This is a genomic window from Treponema bryantii NK4A124 (assembly GCF_000421345.1).
In the GTDB taxonomy this organism is placed as follows: domain Bacteria; phylum Spirochaetota; class Spirochaetia; order Treponematales; family Treponemataceae; genus Treponema_D; species Treponema_D bryantii_B.
This window is the reverse complement of the sequence record NZ_ATWV01000001.1, coordinates 144,714-161,816: the sequence shown is the minus strand read 5'-3', so window position 1 is coordinate 161,816 and position 17,103 is coordinate 144,714. Positions and strand designations below refer to the sequence as shown.

The following is a 17,103-nucleotide window of genomic DNA, read 5'->3' as shown; positions in this document are numbered from 1 at the left end:
AAAATATGTTAGGTCAGCGAGAAGTTATACTTGTAGGATTAGGAAAATTTGGCGAAACAGTCTCAAATAATCTCGTTCATATGATTGATGAACGAAAAGTGCAGCTTGGTAAAATTGCAAATTCTGTAATTCTACATACAATAAATTTTGCTGACGATTCAGTATTTCATTCAACTAACTATATGAATGAAATACTTGAAACAGTAAAGGAAAGTTACGCATTTAAAACTGGAGAAAAATTCGACTTTATTTTTACTGGTGATTTTATTGAAAATGCTACTTCAAAATATGCAATTGATTTTGCATATATTCCATATCTGTTACAACAAACAACAGCTTTTAAAGTTGGTGAAGTAATTGGATTCTTTACATTTGCTGCAGATCTTGGAGTTGTTGAAAAGGTTCCTGACGAAACTCTAGCTTTAATATGCAAACACTTTACTCAACTGGATACAATTAATAAAAAAGATACTTATCAAGTTCCTTATAAAACTGTAATGAATAAAACATTTAAAAATGTTGATTCATCAGCAGGACCATTTAATCGTAACTATGTTCTTGTAACACCTGGAAAATCAAATGCTGTTGCAAACGAAACCGGTATTGTATTTGCGGAAAGAATATTTTATGAGCTTTTCTATCTTACAAAAAAGTTAAGTGAACAAAATCATAATTATATTTCCGCTATAAATGATCGAGAAAATTCAGATAAGAATCTTTCATGTTTTTCAATGGTACAAATACCAAGAATAAATGAAGTACAAAAATATTACTTAAAATATTTGTTTGAAGAAGAAATTGTATCATCTTTTATAAAAGAACCTAATAAAGGAACTGATGGAGAATTCTTTCTTATAAAATTCTTTGAAATGATTGATATGTCATATAAAGATGAAAATTTTCCTATTGATAGAGCTGCAAAACTTTTTATTGAACGATATATTGAGAATTTCTCACATTTATTATCTTACTATATTAGTGGAGCTTATTCTGATGTAAAAAAATATATCGAAGATTGCAAACAGCGATTACAAAATACAGTTTTTGAAAGTATTCCTCTTTATGATGATTTTGCACATAAAGAAATTGATTATTTATTTATTACATTAAAAGCAGGATTTGAAAATTTTTTTAAGGTTGATAGAATAAATGGAAACTTTAAAACTTATATTCAATTTATCGAAGCCTTAAAAAATAAATTAGAAAAATGGGAAAGCTCCTTAAAATCTATTTCAGAGGGCTCTGAACTTATAGAACTTGAAGATGATTTTAAGAAAGCAACTAAAAGAATTGAACATTTGCAAAAAAAGAAAATCCTTTCATTTATAGTATTTAGAAATATTCGACAGAAACTTATAGAAAACGCAATCCTTTCACTGCCGATTGAAAATTATCTTGAATCACTTATTAAACAAAAATTAGCAGCTTCTTTTTATGAATATTGGAAATCTTTAATTGATGTTAAGAAATCACCTATTGAAGAATGCAATAAAATTCTTGCAAATCTTAAAAATCTTGAAACTAGATTTAAGGGAAAAGAGCAGTATTTATTGAATAAAATACAATTTATTGAAAATATGAATGAATCATATTATATACTTCCAATGTTTGAATCTTCTGATGATTATTCAAAATTATTAGAAAGAATTAAAAACAGAAATTTTGGATCTCATAATACACAAAAAATAAAAGATGCAGTTACAAATGCATTGAAACTTTATGTTGCTGAAAAAGATATTTATGGAATAACTCAAAATCCAACTGAGTTTATTAATTTTATTGAAAATAATTATATACCAAATAATCAGAAATTATTTTCTGATATTGAAGATAAAATTGATGAATTTTATGATTTTTCAAAACGAGCTGTAGAAGAAACGAAATACAAAACTGAGAATATTAACAGTATATCATTTGAAACAAAAGGAACTTCTCTTTTCCAGAATGAAATAATACTAACACCAAACAATATGAAACCTGATTGTTTAAGTGAAGAAATTGATTCTAAATTTGATTCTTCTCTTGAAAAAGTAGAAATACCAAAGGATTTTACAATTGGTTCTGTAATGTATTTTAAGGATTATTTATATATGTCTCAAAAGGATATGAAGAAAAAAGATTTCCTGGAAAACTATAAAAATCTTGAAACTTCTGAACCTAAATATGATAATTCATTAACAGAAAAAGTTTCTTTTGAAAGAGAAGCAGAAGATAATAATGATAATAAAAAAGATTTGAATACAAATCAGACAAATCTTTGGAAATATACACGTAGTGTTTTGAATTTTTATATGGATAAAAATACAGTACTTAATCTATATAATAAAAATTTTGGCACTTCAAATGAAAATATATCTGATAATCAAATAGAGGAACTTTCGAAAATAGTTTCTTTCGAAGATGTATTAAATGAACTCTCAGAAGACAAATTAACTGAATTTTCAAAAGATAATAATGTTCCTGTAAAATCAAATAAGGAAAAACAAATAAAACTTATAGTACATGAATTTCTTGAAAGGTAAAAAATAATGGATACAATAATTGGAATTGATTTAGGTACCACAAATTGTACTGTTACTGCAATAGATGAAGATGGAAAAACACTTGTAGTAAAAAATAATCAAAATGAATTTTTAACTCCTTCTGCAGTATATTTTTGTAAAAACAAAAACGAATTTATTGTTGGAAAGAAAGCAAAAGAAAAATCTAATATTGACCCAGAAAATCTTGTCCTCTATGTAAAAAGAGAAATGGGAAAAGATAAAGATAAAGTTCGTTTTAATCCAATTACTGAAAAATATAATCCTTATAACTTTTGGGGTAAGACTTTTTCTCCTCAGGATATATCAGCCATTATATTAAAGCAATTAAAACATGATGCAGAAAAAGAACTTGGAAAAGAAATTGATAAAGCTGTTATTACTTGTCCTGCATATTTTGGAGATAATGAAAAAAATGCTACAAAGCTTGCCGGACAAATGGCCGGTTTTGATGTACTTGAAATAATTCCTGAACCAACGGCTGCTGCACTTTCTTATTGTTCTATTTCTAAAAAAGAAAGAGAAACCATTTTAGTATTTGATTTAGGTGGAGGAACGTTTGATGTTACAATACTTAAAATACAAAATGGAGAGAACGGCCGAGAAGTAGAAACAGTTGCAACTGATGGTAATCATAAACTTGGAGGAATAGACTGGGATTCCTCAATAATTGATTATATGATTGACCGTTTTGAAATGAGATATCCTGATGCGGATATTGATTTTGGGCCTAAAAAAGATAAAGAAATTACTTATGGTAAATTACGTATTGAAGTTGAAAAAGCAAAAGTTGCTTTATTTAAGGAAGGTATAGAGTCTGTACCTATTACAATTGAATATGGTGGACAAAAACATACTGAAAATTTAAGTCGTTCTCTATATGCAGAGAAAACTCAGAAATGGACTGATCAATGTCGCATTTATTGTAATAACATTCTTTCTGAACAGGGGCTGACATGGGACAATATTGATACAGTCCTAATGATTGGAAATATGAGCAATTGTACAACAATTCGAGATTCATTAAAAAAATGGTCTGGAAAAGAAATAAACTTTGGTCTTATCAATCCAAAAACTTGTGTAAGCGAAGGTGCTGCAATAAAAGGATATTTACTTGAAGGCGGAGACAAAGTAAAAGTTCTTGGTGAAAATATAAAACCTGATTATGCCACTTTTGAACAAACAAAAGAAGAAATTGAAAAAGCTGATGAATTACAAAATAATTCACAACGAGAAGTTGTAACATTCAATTGTCAGAAAATAAAATCAGGTGTTATCCCATTATCCATTGGAATAAAGGTTATTAACAATAAAACTGGACAAGATGTAATTTACAAATTCTTTAAGAAGAATTCTTCTTATCCAATTTCATTTACACATGCTTTTCCTCCTAACAGAGATGGTGATGAAAATTTAACAATTGATGTATATGAAGGGGAAGGAGAAACTCCAGAAACTTGCAAATTATTAGGATCTGCAATTGTACAACTTGATGGAAAACTTACGCGCCAGGATAAACTTGATATTACACTTTCAAAGGATAATGACGGTATTCTGCAAATTGAAGCAAAAAATCAAAAAACTAATGTCTTTATGAAAGCTGAAATCAAGCGGGAGAACAGTTTATCTGAAAGTGAAGTTAAAAAAGCAATAGAAGAATTTGAGGAATTTTCTCTGGGGTAAAAAATGATAGATGAGGATTTCTCTTTAGGTAATAATTTTGACAATGATGAGTATTCTCTTCCTGGTAATAAATTAGAAAATGAAGAATATTCTCTGTCCGGTAATCTTAATAAAAAATCAACAATAATAGATGCCAATGATTCAATAAATGAAATACAAAGAGTTTATGATATTTTACATATCAAAGATAGAGATTTAAAACTATCTTGGGAAGATTTTTTTAAACAAGATGCTGGAATTTTTATTTTACTTAATAAAACAAATTTTCAATTACCTACAAAAACAGATATTGATACTTTTAGTACTGATATAGAAAAATGGATACATGTTGCACATAAAGAATGGATAGATGTAGAAAATCAACATAAAACTGAACTCTTAACAGAAGCTTTACAAGCAGTCCTGAAAATATATACAAAAATTTTGAATAGTTCAGAGTATGCACAATACTATATAAAAGAAATAAGGACCAATCTAAAAAAGCGTATCGATACTGTATTAGATCAAAAAATTAAAGATGGAATTTTGGAAATCTCTGAGATTCAAGAAATTTATGAAATTGCAGTATCTATTAATTTAGTATCTGATTCAGTAAATGGTAAAAAAGCAATTCTAAATTGGATTAATAAAAATCAAGAAAAAAAGAATTTTATAATTGAATCATTTTCTGAGACTTTTATTCGAAATGTTAAAGAAAACAAAACGCCATTCGAACGTTTAAATACAGATATTTGTAAAAAGAATCTTTTTGATGAATATAAAAATCTGGCTTTGCTTAATCACCAATTGACTGGAGATTCATTAAAAACTGATAAAGAACTTTTCGAAGAAATGTATGAATTGTTAGTTAATAAAAATTTATTTATAGATAACGTTCAGTTTTATAAAGAAAATTTCTTTGAAAAAGAAAAACAAAATTTCCAAGGGAATTTTGCTTTACCACATAATGATGAAGAATATTATTATTACAAGGGAACTGCTAAAAACTTATATCATTTTACAGAAGAGCAGTGGATAGAATTCATAAGAATTGAAAATTTAAAGAAAGAAGATGACGCTTCTATTGCATTTATAATGGGAACTGCAGAAGCATCTACAATACCAAATATTGCAACTTTGCTTGAAGAGAATCCTAATATGGCGCTTTCTAGAATTCGTGCAGGAGATGTTGAAACCTATCTTTCTCATATTGGACAATTACAAATGGCCAATATGCTAACTGAAAAAAAGGAAGAATTAAAAAATGATACGGATCTTTTAGTTCAAGCTGTTGTAGCATTATTACGTGGGGCTGATTACTCTGATGAAACTGATGAAAATGAAGAAGTAAAAGAATCTGATAGCCTTATTCCACTTATTGAAAGAAATGCGACTATACAAGAGATTGTTTCATATTTATTACGAAGAAAACAATTTGAAAAACTAAATAAAAAGATTCTTTCACAGGAATCATTAGAACATAGCGAATTGGTAAAATATCTTTTTGAAAAAGGATTTACTTTTCAAAAAATCTGTTTGAATTATTTAAATGAATTCATAAAAGAAAGTAATGCAGTTGTTTATAAGAATATGTATGAAACTTATTCACGTTATATTCTTAATTTACTAGTAACACAAAATGATTCAAAAACATTTGTTTGTGTTTTAAAACCACTTTTAGATAACAGTAAATCTGCCAGCTTACTTTCTGATTCATTTATTAATGAATTTAATGAAGTGGAAAAATCTATGTTGGATGCATTGGCTGATGAAGAAAAATCTTTCATCGACAATAAAAAAATTAAATCTAAGAAATCAATTTTTGGCTTTAAAAATAAATAAGGGGACTAAATATGAACGAGGAAGAAAATATTAAAGAAGAACCATGGGAAGATGAATCAAACTATACAGAAGAAAATGAAACAATTGATAATACTTCAGATGAAAATACTGAAGAAAGTAGTTCAGAAGAAGAAACTCCCGCTCAAGAAGAGCCTCAGGAACTTGATGTAAATAAAACTACTAATTTTTTGAAATATTCAATTGGATTTGTAATTCGCTCTGTTGCAGCTATTATTCTTTCAATATTCGCATTAAAATTTATTTTACCTTCTAATTCAAGTGATGTTTTTTACAAATTATATTTTGTGCTATTCATCGTTTTTGAATTAGGGGTACTTACATGCTATGTATTTGCAAATAGAAGTATTTTTTTACTTCAAAGTTTCTCTAAAGGTATAACAGAGAATAAAGGACGATATTCAAGTCTCAATTCAAACAATAAAAAAGTAAATGATGTTTGTACAGCATATAAAAAATCTTTCTTAGTCAGTGATGATGAAGATTATCATAAAACAAGAGCTAATTCAGATTTGTATTTTGGTTCAGAAACTTGGTTACAGGATACAAATCCATTACCACTACAGGCTTTCCTAAAAATTATACCAGGCACATTTATTGGTTTTGGTATTTTAGGAACATTTATTGGTTTTGCCGGTGGACTAAGTTCTATTAATATTTCCGATTCACAAAGTCTATTGGATAGTGTACAGCAATTATTGAATGGACTTAGAAATGCATTTAATACCTCTATAGTAGGTATGCTTGCTTCAATGTTCTGTAATTTTGTTTTAATACATCCTCTGTTTAATAAACTAGATTCTGTTTCAAAAGAGTTTTGTGATTATCTTGATAACCAGTTTTATGTTACTGAAGTGGATGCAATGGCTATCATTGATGAAAACAATAATAAGATTCCATTCCCTGTTGTATTAACTCAAATCCTTACACGTTTGGAAGGAGTTTCTTCAAATATCAATTCAATGGGTCTTACAATTGGTGATCAGGTAACAAAATCTGTTAAAGAAACATTGGACAAAACTATAGAAAAGATTATTAAAGAAGAAATTACAAAACTTAAGACAGATTTGAATTCATCCCTTAAACTGCTTGAAGAATGTCAGACAAGTCTGCAGAATGCACCACAACATCTTAAAAATGCAGCAAATGTTCTTGAAAATTCTGCAAAGAACTCATCAGAAATATTTGAGAAGTTTAGTGATGATTTAATTGATATAAAGAATGCTGTTGCTTTATTGCCTGATGATTTTAAGTCTGTAAACAGTTCTCTTAGTAATACAATAGAAAAATTATCAGAGAACCAGAATATGTTGGCAGAAGCTCTGTCAGAATCAACAGATGCATTTGAAAAAACAACAGAAGTTAGCCAATCACTTTCTGATTCATATGATGAACAAGCTGCAAAAATTAATGAATCTATTTCTAGATTCTCAGATATTCTTACAGAATACAAAGAAACCAGCAAGGAAAGTAAAGAACTGTTGGAAGGTTACAAAGGCATGGATATCATGATTGCTAAAATATTCAATCAGATTAATGAAAATACTGAAGGATATTCAAAAATCATTGGTGATAGTCTGGAGAAATATCTTAAAGGATTTAAGGATGCAACAAAAGATATTTCAAAACAATTTGCTGATGCAACACTTGCATTAAGTGAAGAGGTTCGTCGCCTGAATGGGGCAAATGACACAACTAAGGCATAAGTTATGAGAACCAAAAGATTTAAATATTTTGAAGATGATGGCGGTTATGACTTATCAATTAGTGATTTAATGTCTGCGCTTTGCTGTATTTTTATTCTTGTTACAATTTCAATTGTTGTTTCTCTTAAAGAAAAGAATTCTCTTGCTGATAAGTACCAGGAATTGCAAGAAGAACTTTTTTTAGATTTGCGAAATGAAATGGGAGCTGATCTTGAAAAATGGGGTGCTACAATAGATCCTGACACATTAACAATTCGTTTTTCAAGTGATGATGGATTTGATGCTAGAAGTCCTGAATTAAAAGCTGGCTATAAAAAAGTATTACAAGAGTTTTTTCCAAAGCTTGTTAGTATATTACAGCAGGATAAATATAAAAATGAAATAGAAGAGATTCGTATTGAAGGTTTTACTGCACCTGATAGAACTGATCCGCAAGGAGAGGGTAGTGAACATGACTATACTTCTGGTATTGAACTTAGCCAGGAACGTACAATGAATGTTCTTCTCTACTGTCTTGAAAATACTAATTATTCACAAGAATCAGATCCAAAGAAGAAAGAAGCTGAAAAAGAATGGATAAGAAAACACATCGTTTCAAATGGTTATTCTCTTTCACGGCCATTAGGAAATGATGGAAAGTTAATAGAGGATAATAGAAAGTTAACGGATGAAGAAAAGGCTGCCTCTCGTCGAGTAGAATTTAGAATAAAAACAAACTCAGATAAAATTGTACAACAATTTCAAAAGGTAAAGGAGCAGGAGTAATGGAAAGTTTAACTGCTCTTGAAAATTTACAAGAAAATATATCTCAAATAAATAGTTATGCAAATGAATATAATGATTTTATGTCAAAAAAGAAAATAACTACAATTGAGAAAGATATAGCAGAAATTAAAGATAGATTTTCTATAGATTATACTAGACCTATTAATATAACAAAAAAAGAAGAAGAAACATTAAAAAAAATGGTTCTGGAATATCTGCGAGAAAAAAAAGATAACTTTAATTCTCACTATATTCAACTCCTAGCTTGGCATATACATGAATTAGAAATAATTCCTATAAAACAACATGGAGTTGTAAGAAATGTAACAATGCTTAGATATTCACCAAAGTCTATTATTCCAATAAGTGCAACAAATAGATTATTTGGGTTGTTTATGCCTAAAAGAATTGATACAGAAAAAGTTTCTACTGCTTTATTATTGAACTACTTGAATAATTATCAATATGCATCTACACGCTTTAAGAACGTTTTAAATTCCTATCTAAAAAGAATACAGTATTCAAAAAATACAGATATTTATTTTAATTATTTCAATGTAGTATCTGTTATTGAAAAGAAAACACCAGCTAGTAAAATGAGTTATCGAAATCGTTTAAAAACACTAGGATTAAGAGAAATAACACTTCACACAGAATACTTTAATAGTGCATTAAAAGGATATAAAGATTATGAATAACAAATCATATGTATATCCATACCGGATAGAAAAGAATGAAAATAACTCATATCTTTTAGTTCCAGAAGAACAAAAAGAAAAAACTTCTACTTTTGAACAAATGAAATTATTTAATTCAATGTTGAGTATTGGATATATACCATTCTTTGAAGGTACTTTTAAGATTACTGACAATCAAATTATTGATTTTTATAACTATGCTAAAAATTCAATATTGAAAGAAATAAACATAAATTCTTATTATTCAATACTTGGATTATCTGAACCATTTACAAGGCAAATACCAACAATAACTGAAAAAGAAACTTTTATTTCAGATTCATATCAAATGACAGTTGCATGGGAAAATGATACATCTTCTGGAAAAATGAAAAGTGCGCCTAAGGCTTTTAAGAGAGATGGATTAGAGATTTTCAATTTTGAAGGTGAAAAATTAGGAAGTATTTATCCAGAATATTTTAAGCTATATGAAATTATTGATAATGCAAATACAAATTGGAAGAACTGGACAAAAACTGAACGATATAATTTTCTTGATGAATTAGTTAATCTTTCTAAAGAAAGAAAGTTCATTATGACGAAAGAAATGTTACAGGCACATGAACATATAAACTAAGGAGATTTTTAAATGAAAAAATTAATTTTGGTTTGTTTATTATTTTTATCAACAATTGCCCTTTTTGCGGAAAAGATTAATCTACATACTGGCGAGTCGTTTGGAGTTTCAAATACAGATTATTTTTACCCAAAAGATATATCTTTTACTGGCGCCAAATGTACTATTTCTGCAATAAAAAAAGTAGAAGATAATTTATGGTGTTTAACACTTACTGCACCTAAATCTACAAATACAAATGCTCCTGTAATATTTGAATTTTATATAAAAAAAGGTGATATGTTAACAATGCGAAGACTGACAAATCCAATGGAGGAATTTAATCTAAAAGTAATTTCTGTAAATTGGAATGAGATTACTTTAGAAACTGAATAAAGTAATTCATGTTATCACGAATTCATAAAAATTAACTCTTGAAAAAAGCAACAGTGTGCTTTATATTATAAGAGAAAGGCATTCGCAATTAAGCGTCTTGCCTCTACGATTTTTGTCGTCCTTACGGACAACGCCCGTCTATAGTGGTGCGAACACTTCGGCGGGCTATTTTTTTATTGCAGATTGATAATTGTTATCAATCTGCAAAACGGCTGAGTCAAGGCTTTAAGCGAAGCGTGCCTTGACCAGACGTATTCGTTTACCTTTTTTTCGTCTGCGACGAAGGCGCGTAATAATGTCGATGAAGATTTGGATTGCTGTAAACAGCAAATCCAGAAATTCATATAGACTCATAGCTGCCTCCTGAAATAGTAATCTGCCTGCATTTCTGTAAACAGTCGAATTTAGGAAGCAAGACCGCCAATAACTGCGAATGCCAATAATTATACTATACATTATTTTAAACTACTGTACAAGAAGTTAATATATAAAACATAGATTGCTTCACCTTCGGTTCGCTATGACATAAAAATCATCTGTTCCAAAACTCCGTGTATTTTGTTATACTAAACAGATATGAAAGACGACATGATAGTAATCCGCGGGGCTAGAGAGCATAATCTTAAAAACATCGATGTAACTTTTCCGCGTAATAAGCTGGTGGTGATTTCCGGCTTGAGCGGTTCGGGTAAATCTTCCCTTGCTTTTGATACGCTTTTTGCTGAAGGTCAGCGCCGTTACATGGAAAGTCTTTCATCGTATGCCCGACAGTTTCTGGGCCGAATGGATAAGCCTGATGTTGACCTGATTGAAGGGCTTTCTCCTGCTATTTCTATTGAACAGAAATCTACAAATAAAAACCCTCGTTCTACTGTGGGTACAATCACTGAAATATATGACTTTTACCGTCTTCTTTATGCCCGCTGTGGTCATGCCCACTGTCCGAATTGTGGCCGTGAAATCCGGGAGCAGTCTGTAGACCAGATTATTGATACGATTATGAGCTGGGAAGACGGCACTAAGATGCAGATTCTGGCCCCTGTTATCCGCGGTAAAAAGGGTGAGCACCAGAAGATTTTAGATGATGCCAAGGCCTCGGGCTTTGTACGCGCTCGAATTGACGGCGTAATGGCGGATCTGGACGATGCAATCAAGCTTGATAAACAGAAAAAACATACAATTGAAATTGTTGTAGACCGAATCATAAAGAGCGACGAGGTTAGAAGCCGCCTTGCCGACTCAATCGAAATTGCCCTTAAAAATGCAAACGGAATTGTTATTGTTACCCGCCGCGTTGGCGACAAGGACGAAGAGGTTTTCTTCAGCCAGAAAAATGCCTGCCCGGACTGTGGTATTTCCATTCCGGATTTACAGCCACGTCTTTTCTCATTTAATAACCCCTTTGGTGCCTGCCCGGAATGTACCGGTCTTGGCGAAAAAATGGAATGGGACTTCAATAAGATTCTGCCGGATCGCTCACTTTCCTTCAACGAGCGCGCCTTCCCATTCTTCAATCCCGACAGCGAATGGAACCACACTATGTTCCAGGCCGTAGCAGATGCAGAAGGCTTTACTCTGGACACACCAATTTCCCGTCTTACCGCCGAGCAGTTTGAATACCTGTGGAACGGAGACCCGGAACGCAAGATTCACTGGATTTATAAAAAGCAGAGCGGGGAAGGTTACAGCGAATATAACCGCCCATGGCCCGGAGTTCTCAACGAAATGAAGCGCCGCCACGCAGAAGCCTGGGGTGACGCACAGAGAACTAATATAGAAGAAAAGTTCATGAAAGTAGGCCACTGTTCCTGCTGTAATGGTCAGAGACTTCGTAAGGAAGCCCTTGGTGTAACTGTGGGCGGAAAGAATATATGGGAGCTTTGCTGTCTTTCTGTAGCTGATTCTATTGAGTTTTTTGACCAGCTTGAGCTTTCCGAAAATGAGCAGAAAATTGCAACTCAGATTATGAAGGAAATCCGCGCCAGACTCCGCTTCCTCCGTGATGTTGGCTTGGACTATCTTACTATGGAGCGCGCCGCAGAAACACTCAGCGGCGGTGAGGCCCAGCGAATCCGTCTTGCAACCCAAATCGGTTCAGCCCTCTGCGGCGTCATGTACATTCTGGACGAGCCAAGCATAGGGCTTCACCAGCGCGACAACCAGCGCCTTATAGACACCCTTATCAGCCTGCGCGACAACGGCAACACTGTAATAGTAGTAGAACATGACGAACAGACTCTGCGCACAGCAGACTATCTTATAGATATCGGTCCCGGCGCGGGCATTAATGGCGGCCGCGTTGTTGCAGCCGGAACCCCACAAGAGGTTGCCAAAGTAAAAGAGAGCCTCACAGGCCAGTACCTGGCCGGCACCCTTAAGATGGACATCCCGACAACCCGCCGCCCCGGCAACGGCAACTTCATAAAAGTAAACGGCGTAACCGAACACAACCTCAAAAACGTAAGCATTCAGATTCCGCTTGGAACCTTTACCTGTATAACAGGCGTAAGTGGCTCGGGAAAATCAACCCTCATGAGCGACGTATTATACCCGGCCCTCAGTAACCGCGTTATGCGCACAAATTACGATGTAGGTGAGTGTGAAGGCGTAGAAGGCGCGGAGTTTATAGATAAGGTAATCAATATAGACCAGAGCCCGATCGGCCGCACCCCGCGCTCTAACCCAGCAACTTATATTGGAGTCTTCGACGCGATCCGCGACCTCTTTGCAAGCCTGCCGGAATCAAAGGCCCGCGGCTACCTTAAAGGCCGTTTCTCCTTCAATGTAAAGGGCGGCCGCTGCGAAGCCTGCCAGGGTGCGGGTGAAAACGTAATCGAAATGAACTTTCTGCCCGACGTATACGTTCAGTGTGAGGTCTGCGGTGGAAAGCGCTTTAATAAAGAAACTCTGGAAGTTACTTACAAGGGTAAATCCATCAACGACGTACTAAATATGTCCATAGACGAAGCCTGCGACTTTTTTGCCTCTATTCCACACCTCTCACGCAAGCTTGAAACTATGAAATCAGTAGGCCTCGGTTATATTCAGCTTGGTCAGAATGCCCTTACTCTTAGTGGCGGCGAGGCTCAGCGTGTTAAGCTTGCCAACGAGCTTGCCCGCGTTTCTACCGGCAAAACTCTCTATATAATGGATGAGCCTACAACAGGACTTCACTTTGCAGACGTTAAGCAGTTGATGACCGTTATTCAGCGCCTTGTAGACCAGGGCAACACAGTTGTTATGATTGAACACAACCTGGACGTTATCTGCCAGGCAGACTATATAATTGATTTGGGACCGGAAGGCGGTTTCCGTGGCGGTAATATAATTGCGACCGGCACTCCTGAAGATGTCGCAAAAGTAAAAGAAAGCTACACCGGTCAGTTTATAAAGGGGCAGCTGGGGCTCTAAATGACTCGTAACTTCCGTTTAATTTCTGCAGCAATTTTATTTTTTCTCTTTACAGCACAGGCTTTTACTCAAGATGAAAATGATGAAAAAGTAAAAAAAGAGCCTGAAATTACAGTTATTACAATCAATAGCGCCCGTCAGACTGCCTATAAAAAAAATGAAGAAAGCGGAAATGACTGCATTATTCTTGAAGGCGCAGTTTCCCTTTCAGTTCAAAAGAATGATACTACAAATGATATTAATGCTGATAAAATAGTTTACGACCGAAAAACCGAAATGCTTTATGCCGAAGGTAATGTAGAAATCATTATGAAAAGCGGAAATTCCGGCAACTCTACTGCTACCGCCTCTTCCCTGATAATGAATACATCAACTCTGGAAGGTGTTTTTGACGACGGTAGAATTGTTCAGCAGCAGTCAGATGCGGTAAATCTTCCTGCCGGTTCAACACTTATCGTTTTTTCTGAGATTTTCGGAAAAGGAAATGAAAACGTAATTACCTTCAAAAACTCAAGCCTTACCTTCTGTGATGAAGAAGATCCTCACTGGCATATTGATGCAACCAGAACCTGGCTGCTTCCTGGCGGAGAGTTTGCATTTTTTAATGCCCTGCTTTATGTAGGTTCCGTTCCGGTAATGTATTTCCCGGCCTTCTATTATCCTAAAGATGAACTGATTTTTAATCCGGTATTTAATTATACAAAAAGAAGCGGCTACTCAATTCAGACAACAACCTATTTGTGGGGTCGCAAACCGCTTGAAGAAGCATCTTCAACAACATCATCTACATCAACAGGTAAGGAAAGTACATCTGCAGAATCGCTGAAAGCAGTTTATAACTTTGTGCGTCCTAATTCTCTTAAAGAGCAGGTACGCGAAGGTCTTATACTTCATAATCTGGATGAAGATTATACAGGTGATTCGTCTCATTATGTAAAAATTCTTGCAGACTGGTATTCAAATCTTGGATTTATGACTGGTGTAGATGGTGTTATTAATCCTCTGCCAGGCTATATTTCAAAATTGAATTTCAATACATATCTTGGTTTTAGTAATACTGTTTTTAGAGGTGCTGGAAATCAGCTGACTTATTATCCTTATTCTTCAAGAGGTATTACTTATAAGGATGATTCTTCTTTTCTGGGCTTAAAACTGCCTTTCCGCTATGCTGCAAACTTAGATTTTCAGTTGTCTAAGCCATTTCAGTTTTCTCTTTCTCTTCCGGTCTATTCAGATCCATTCTTTTCAAATGATTTTCTTATAGACCGTCATGAAACAATGGACTGGATTTCTTATCTTCTTGACAGTACCCGTAGAAATGCAGATACAGTAGAAGAAACGACAACTACTACAAGTAACGAAGTTTCTTCATTTCAATGGAAATCATCAACTTCTTATTCGCCTTCGATTCCTGCATTTATGAGGCCGTATCTTTCTTCTTTATCTTTCTCAATGCAGAATTCGGTAAGTATTTCTTCAAAAAATACAGTTTTTTCATACACGGATGAAGATGATCCTGATAAAAAAACTATTTATACATTCGATGAAAATCTCTTTGAAAAGGAATGGAGAACTTATACTCCACGCAGACGTTTTTACTATCCGTCTTTGATTACTCCGGTTTCAACAAATATTTCTGCAAGTGGAACAATATTCCAGTGGCCGATTAAAAAAGAATATACAAAAAAATCTCCGGATTATGTTATTTCCCTGAATAAGCCTGATGAACTAAAAACAGAAAAACAGCTGGAAGAGGAACGTAAAAGGGCAGAAGAAGAAGCAAAAAAGGCAGAAGGCAAGGAGACTGAAGTTTCTGAAGAGAAAAAAGAAATTGCAGAGGAAAAGCCGGAAGAAGAAAAGGAAAGCCTTTTTGAATACTATCTTCCAGACCTTGAATATACAGCAAGTAAAGATACTGTTAATGATGGAATCGGCTATAAGTTAAATTACAATATCGGTTTGAACCTTACTACACAGATATCTTATACAGATACCAACCTGCACACTTCCGATGACTTTGACTGGGACAGCATACGTTCTTCTATGTATAACATGAAGCTGCCGCTTTCCCTTTCAAGTAATTTTAATTATGGCGGAAATTTCTTTACTGTAGAAAATAAGGTTTCTTATAATCCGGTATTTCAGGACCATACCTATATGTCCGAAGATAAAAAAATCGGATATACAGAAGCAGAAATCAAGAAAATTAAACTTTCAGACTTAAAAACAGAATCGCGGGATGTAACAAATACAAATGCGGTTGTCCTCAGACCTCTTGTTTATTATCCAATTTTTAGTGATACAAATATTGCCTGGAATTCTTCCATCAGATTATACAGCCGCAAGTATATTGGTGATGCAGATACAGCAGACTGGGAAGAGCACTATGCAGACTGGACAGATGAAGACAGTATAACCGTAAACTCGCTTTCGACAGATATCCGGGCTAAGGAATTCAATAATAAGTTTACACAGGCACTCAGACTTGAAATGATTATGCCTCCTCTTAAAAAGAAATATATTGCTTCTTTCTCAGTAGGAGTTCCTTATGCTACCGCATCTGTAAGCTCAGGTTTTGAAGAAATCCGAGAGAAAGACTATAACAAAATGAGCGATAAGGATAAAGAAAAGTATAAAGACCAGAAATGGAAAAAGAGTCCTTTAGATCAGTCTCTTACAGTAACCCTGTTTGATTCAAAATTAAGACTTTCAGAAAATTTTACCTATAATATGGAAGATGATAATCCTGAAAGCTTGAAACTTTCTGCATCTCTCTTTGGTGTACAGGTTTCTTATATCCAGTCTTATGTTTTGGGCTATGATTTTGATCCTCTTAAGGGCTGGTATATACCTGAAGAAAGAAAAGAGAATGAAGAAAAAGAATTCCTGCCTTATTCTTTCTCACTTTCATATTCACATTCCGGAAAGGATATCAGGACCTGGTATAACAGACTTACTTTTTCTCTCGGTTTGAATACAAGTATTGTTGCAGATCTTCTGCGCCCAACTAATTCTTATTTCTTATTTACTCCGTCTATCAAATTCAGCATTTTTGAATTTTGTGATATCACATTCTCTGCTTCTTCCCGAAACTCAGTTCTTTACTGGTACTTCCATAATGAAGCGGGTGATATGTACAGTGACTGGGGAGGCTTCCCGGGCAATATTGTAAAGGATTTGATTGATTCTTTCAGATTTGATGATGAAGAAATCCGCCAGAATTCAGGCTTTAAGCTGAAATCTCTTAATATGACAATTTCTCATGACCTCCACGACTGGAAGGCTAACATGACTATGAAGATTGAACCTCGAATTATTACCGAAAACGGCAAAAAAATGTACGACTTTAAGCCATACATCACAATCGGCGTAGTCTGGAACCCAATGGACGCCATGAAAACAAGTATAGTTGATGATTACGGCGAATGGAAACTGGAGTGATTATGCTTTTGTGGTAGCATCGTACTTAC

10 protein-coding genes are annotated in these 17,103 nt (G+C 33.6%); all 10 read left to right on the top strand.

What is annotated here, in order from left to right; all coding sequences use genetic code 11:
* The first annotated feature begins 5 nt into the window (after positions 1-5).
* A complete protein-coding gene (locus G626_RS0100670; protein WP_022930863.1) occupies positions 6-2,522 on the top strand; it encodes a hypothetical protein in 2,517 nt (838 codons plus the stop codon).
* Between the two features lie 6 nt (positions 2,523-2,528).
* The gene (locus G626_RS14895) at positions 2,529-4,223 is read left to right on the top strand and encodes an Hsp70 family protein (RefSeq protein ID WP_022930862.1); all 1,695 of its coding nucleotides are present in this window, start codon (positions 2,529-2,531) and stop codon (positions 4,221-4,223) included.
* A gap of 3 nt (positions 4,224-4,226) precedes the next feature.
* Complete coding sequence (locus G626_RS0100660) at positions 4,227-6,044, top strand: hypothetical protein (protein WP_022930861.1); 1,818 nt, start codon at positions 4,227-4,229, stop codon at positions 6,042-6,044.
* Positions 6,045-6,055: 11 nt separating this feature from the next.
* A complete protein-coding gene (locus tag G626_RS14890) occupies positions 6,056-7,768 on the top strand; it encodes a methyl-accepting chemotaxis protein (protein WP_022930860.1) in 1,713 nt (570 codons plus the stop codon).
* A 3-nt stretch (positions 7,769-7,771) separates the two neighbouring features.
* A complete protein-coding gene (locus G626_RS0100650) occupies positions 7,772-8,533 on the top strand; it encodes an OmpA/MotB family protein (protein WP_022930859.1) in 762 nt (253 codons plus the stop codon).
* Positions 8,533-9,231 carry a hypothetical protein gene (locus G626_RS0100645; protein ID WP_022930858.1) on the top strand — a complete coding sequence of 233 codons (699 nt, stop codon included), beginning with the start codon at positions 8,533-8,535 and terminating at the stop codon, positions 9,229-9,231. Before G626_RS0100650 ends, G626_RS0100645 begins: the two co-directional genes overlap by 1 nt.
* Positions 9,224-9,847: a hypothetical protein gene (locus G626_RS0100640; RefSeq protein WP_022930857.1), complete on the top strand. Its 624-nt coding sequence runs from the start codon at positions 9,224-9,226 to the stop codon at positions 9,845-9,847. The genes G626_RS0100645 and G626_RS0100640 overlap by 8 nt, the downstream gene beginning before the upstream one ends.
* A 12-nt stretch (positions 9,848-9,859) precedes the next feature.
* Positions 9,860-10,222 (top strand): hypothetical protein, encoded by a 363-nt coding sequence (locus G626_RS0100635; RefSeq protein WP_022930856.1) that lies wholly within the window; start codon positions 9,860-9,862, stop codon positions 10,220-10,222.
* A gap of 576 nt (positions 10,223-10,798) precedes the next feature.
* Entirely contained in the window at positions 10,799-13,633 is a 2,835-nt protein-coding gene (gene uvrA / locus G626_RS0100625; RefSeq protein ID WP_022930855.1) for an excinuclease ABC subunit UvrA, read from the top strand.
* Positions 13,634-17,074: an LPS-assembly protein LptD gene (locus G626_RS0100620; RefSeq protein ID WP_022930854.1), complete on the top strand. Its 3,441-nt coding sequence runs from the start codon at positions 13,634-13,636 to the stop codon at positions 17,072-17,074. It abuts the gene before it with no gap.
* Positions 17,075-17,103: the final 29 nt, after the last annotated feature.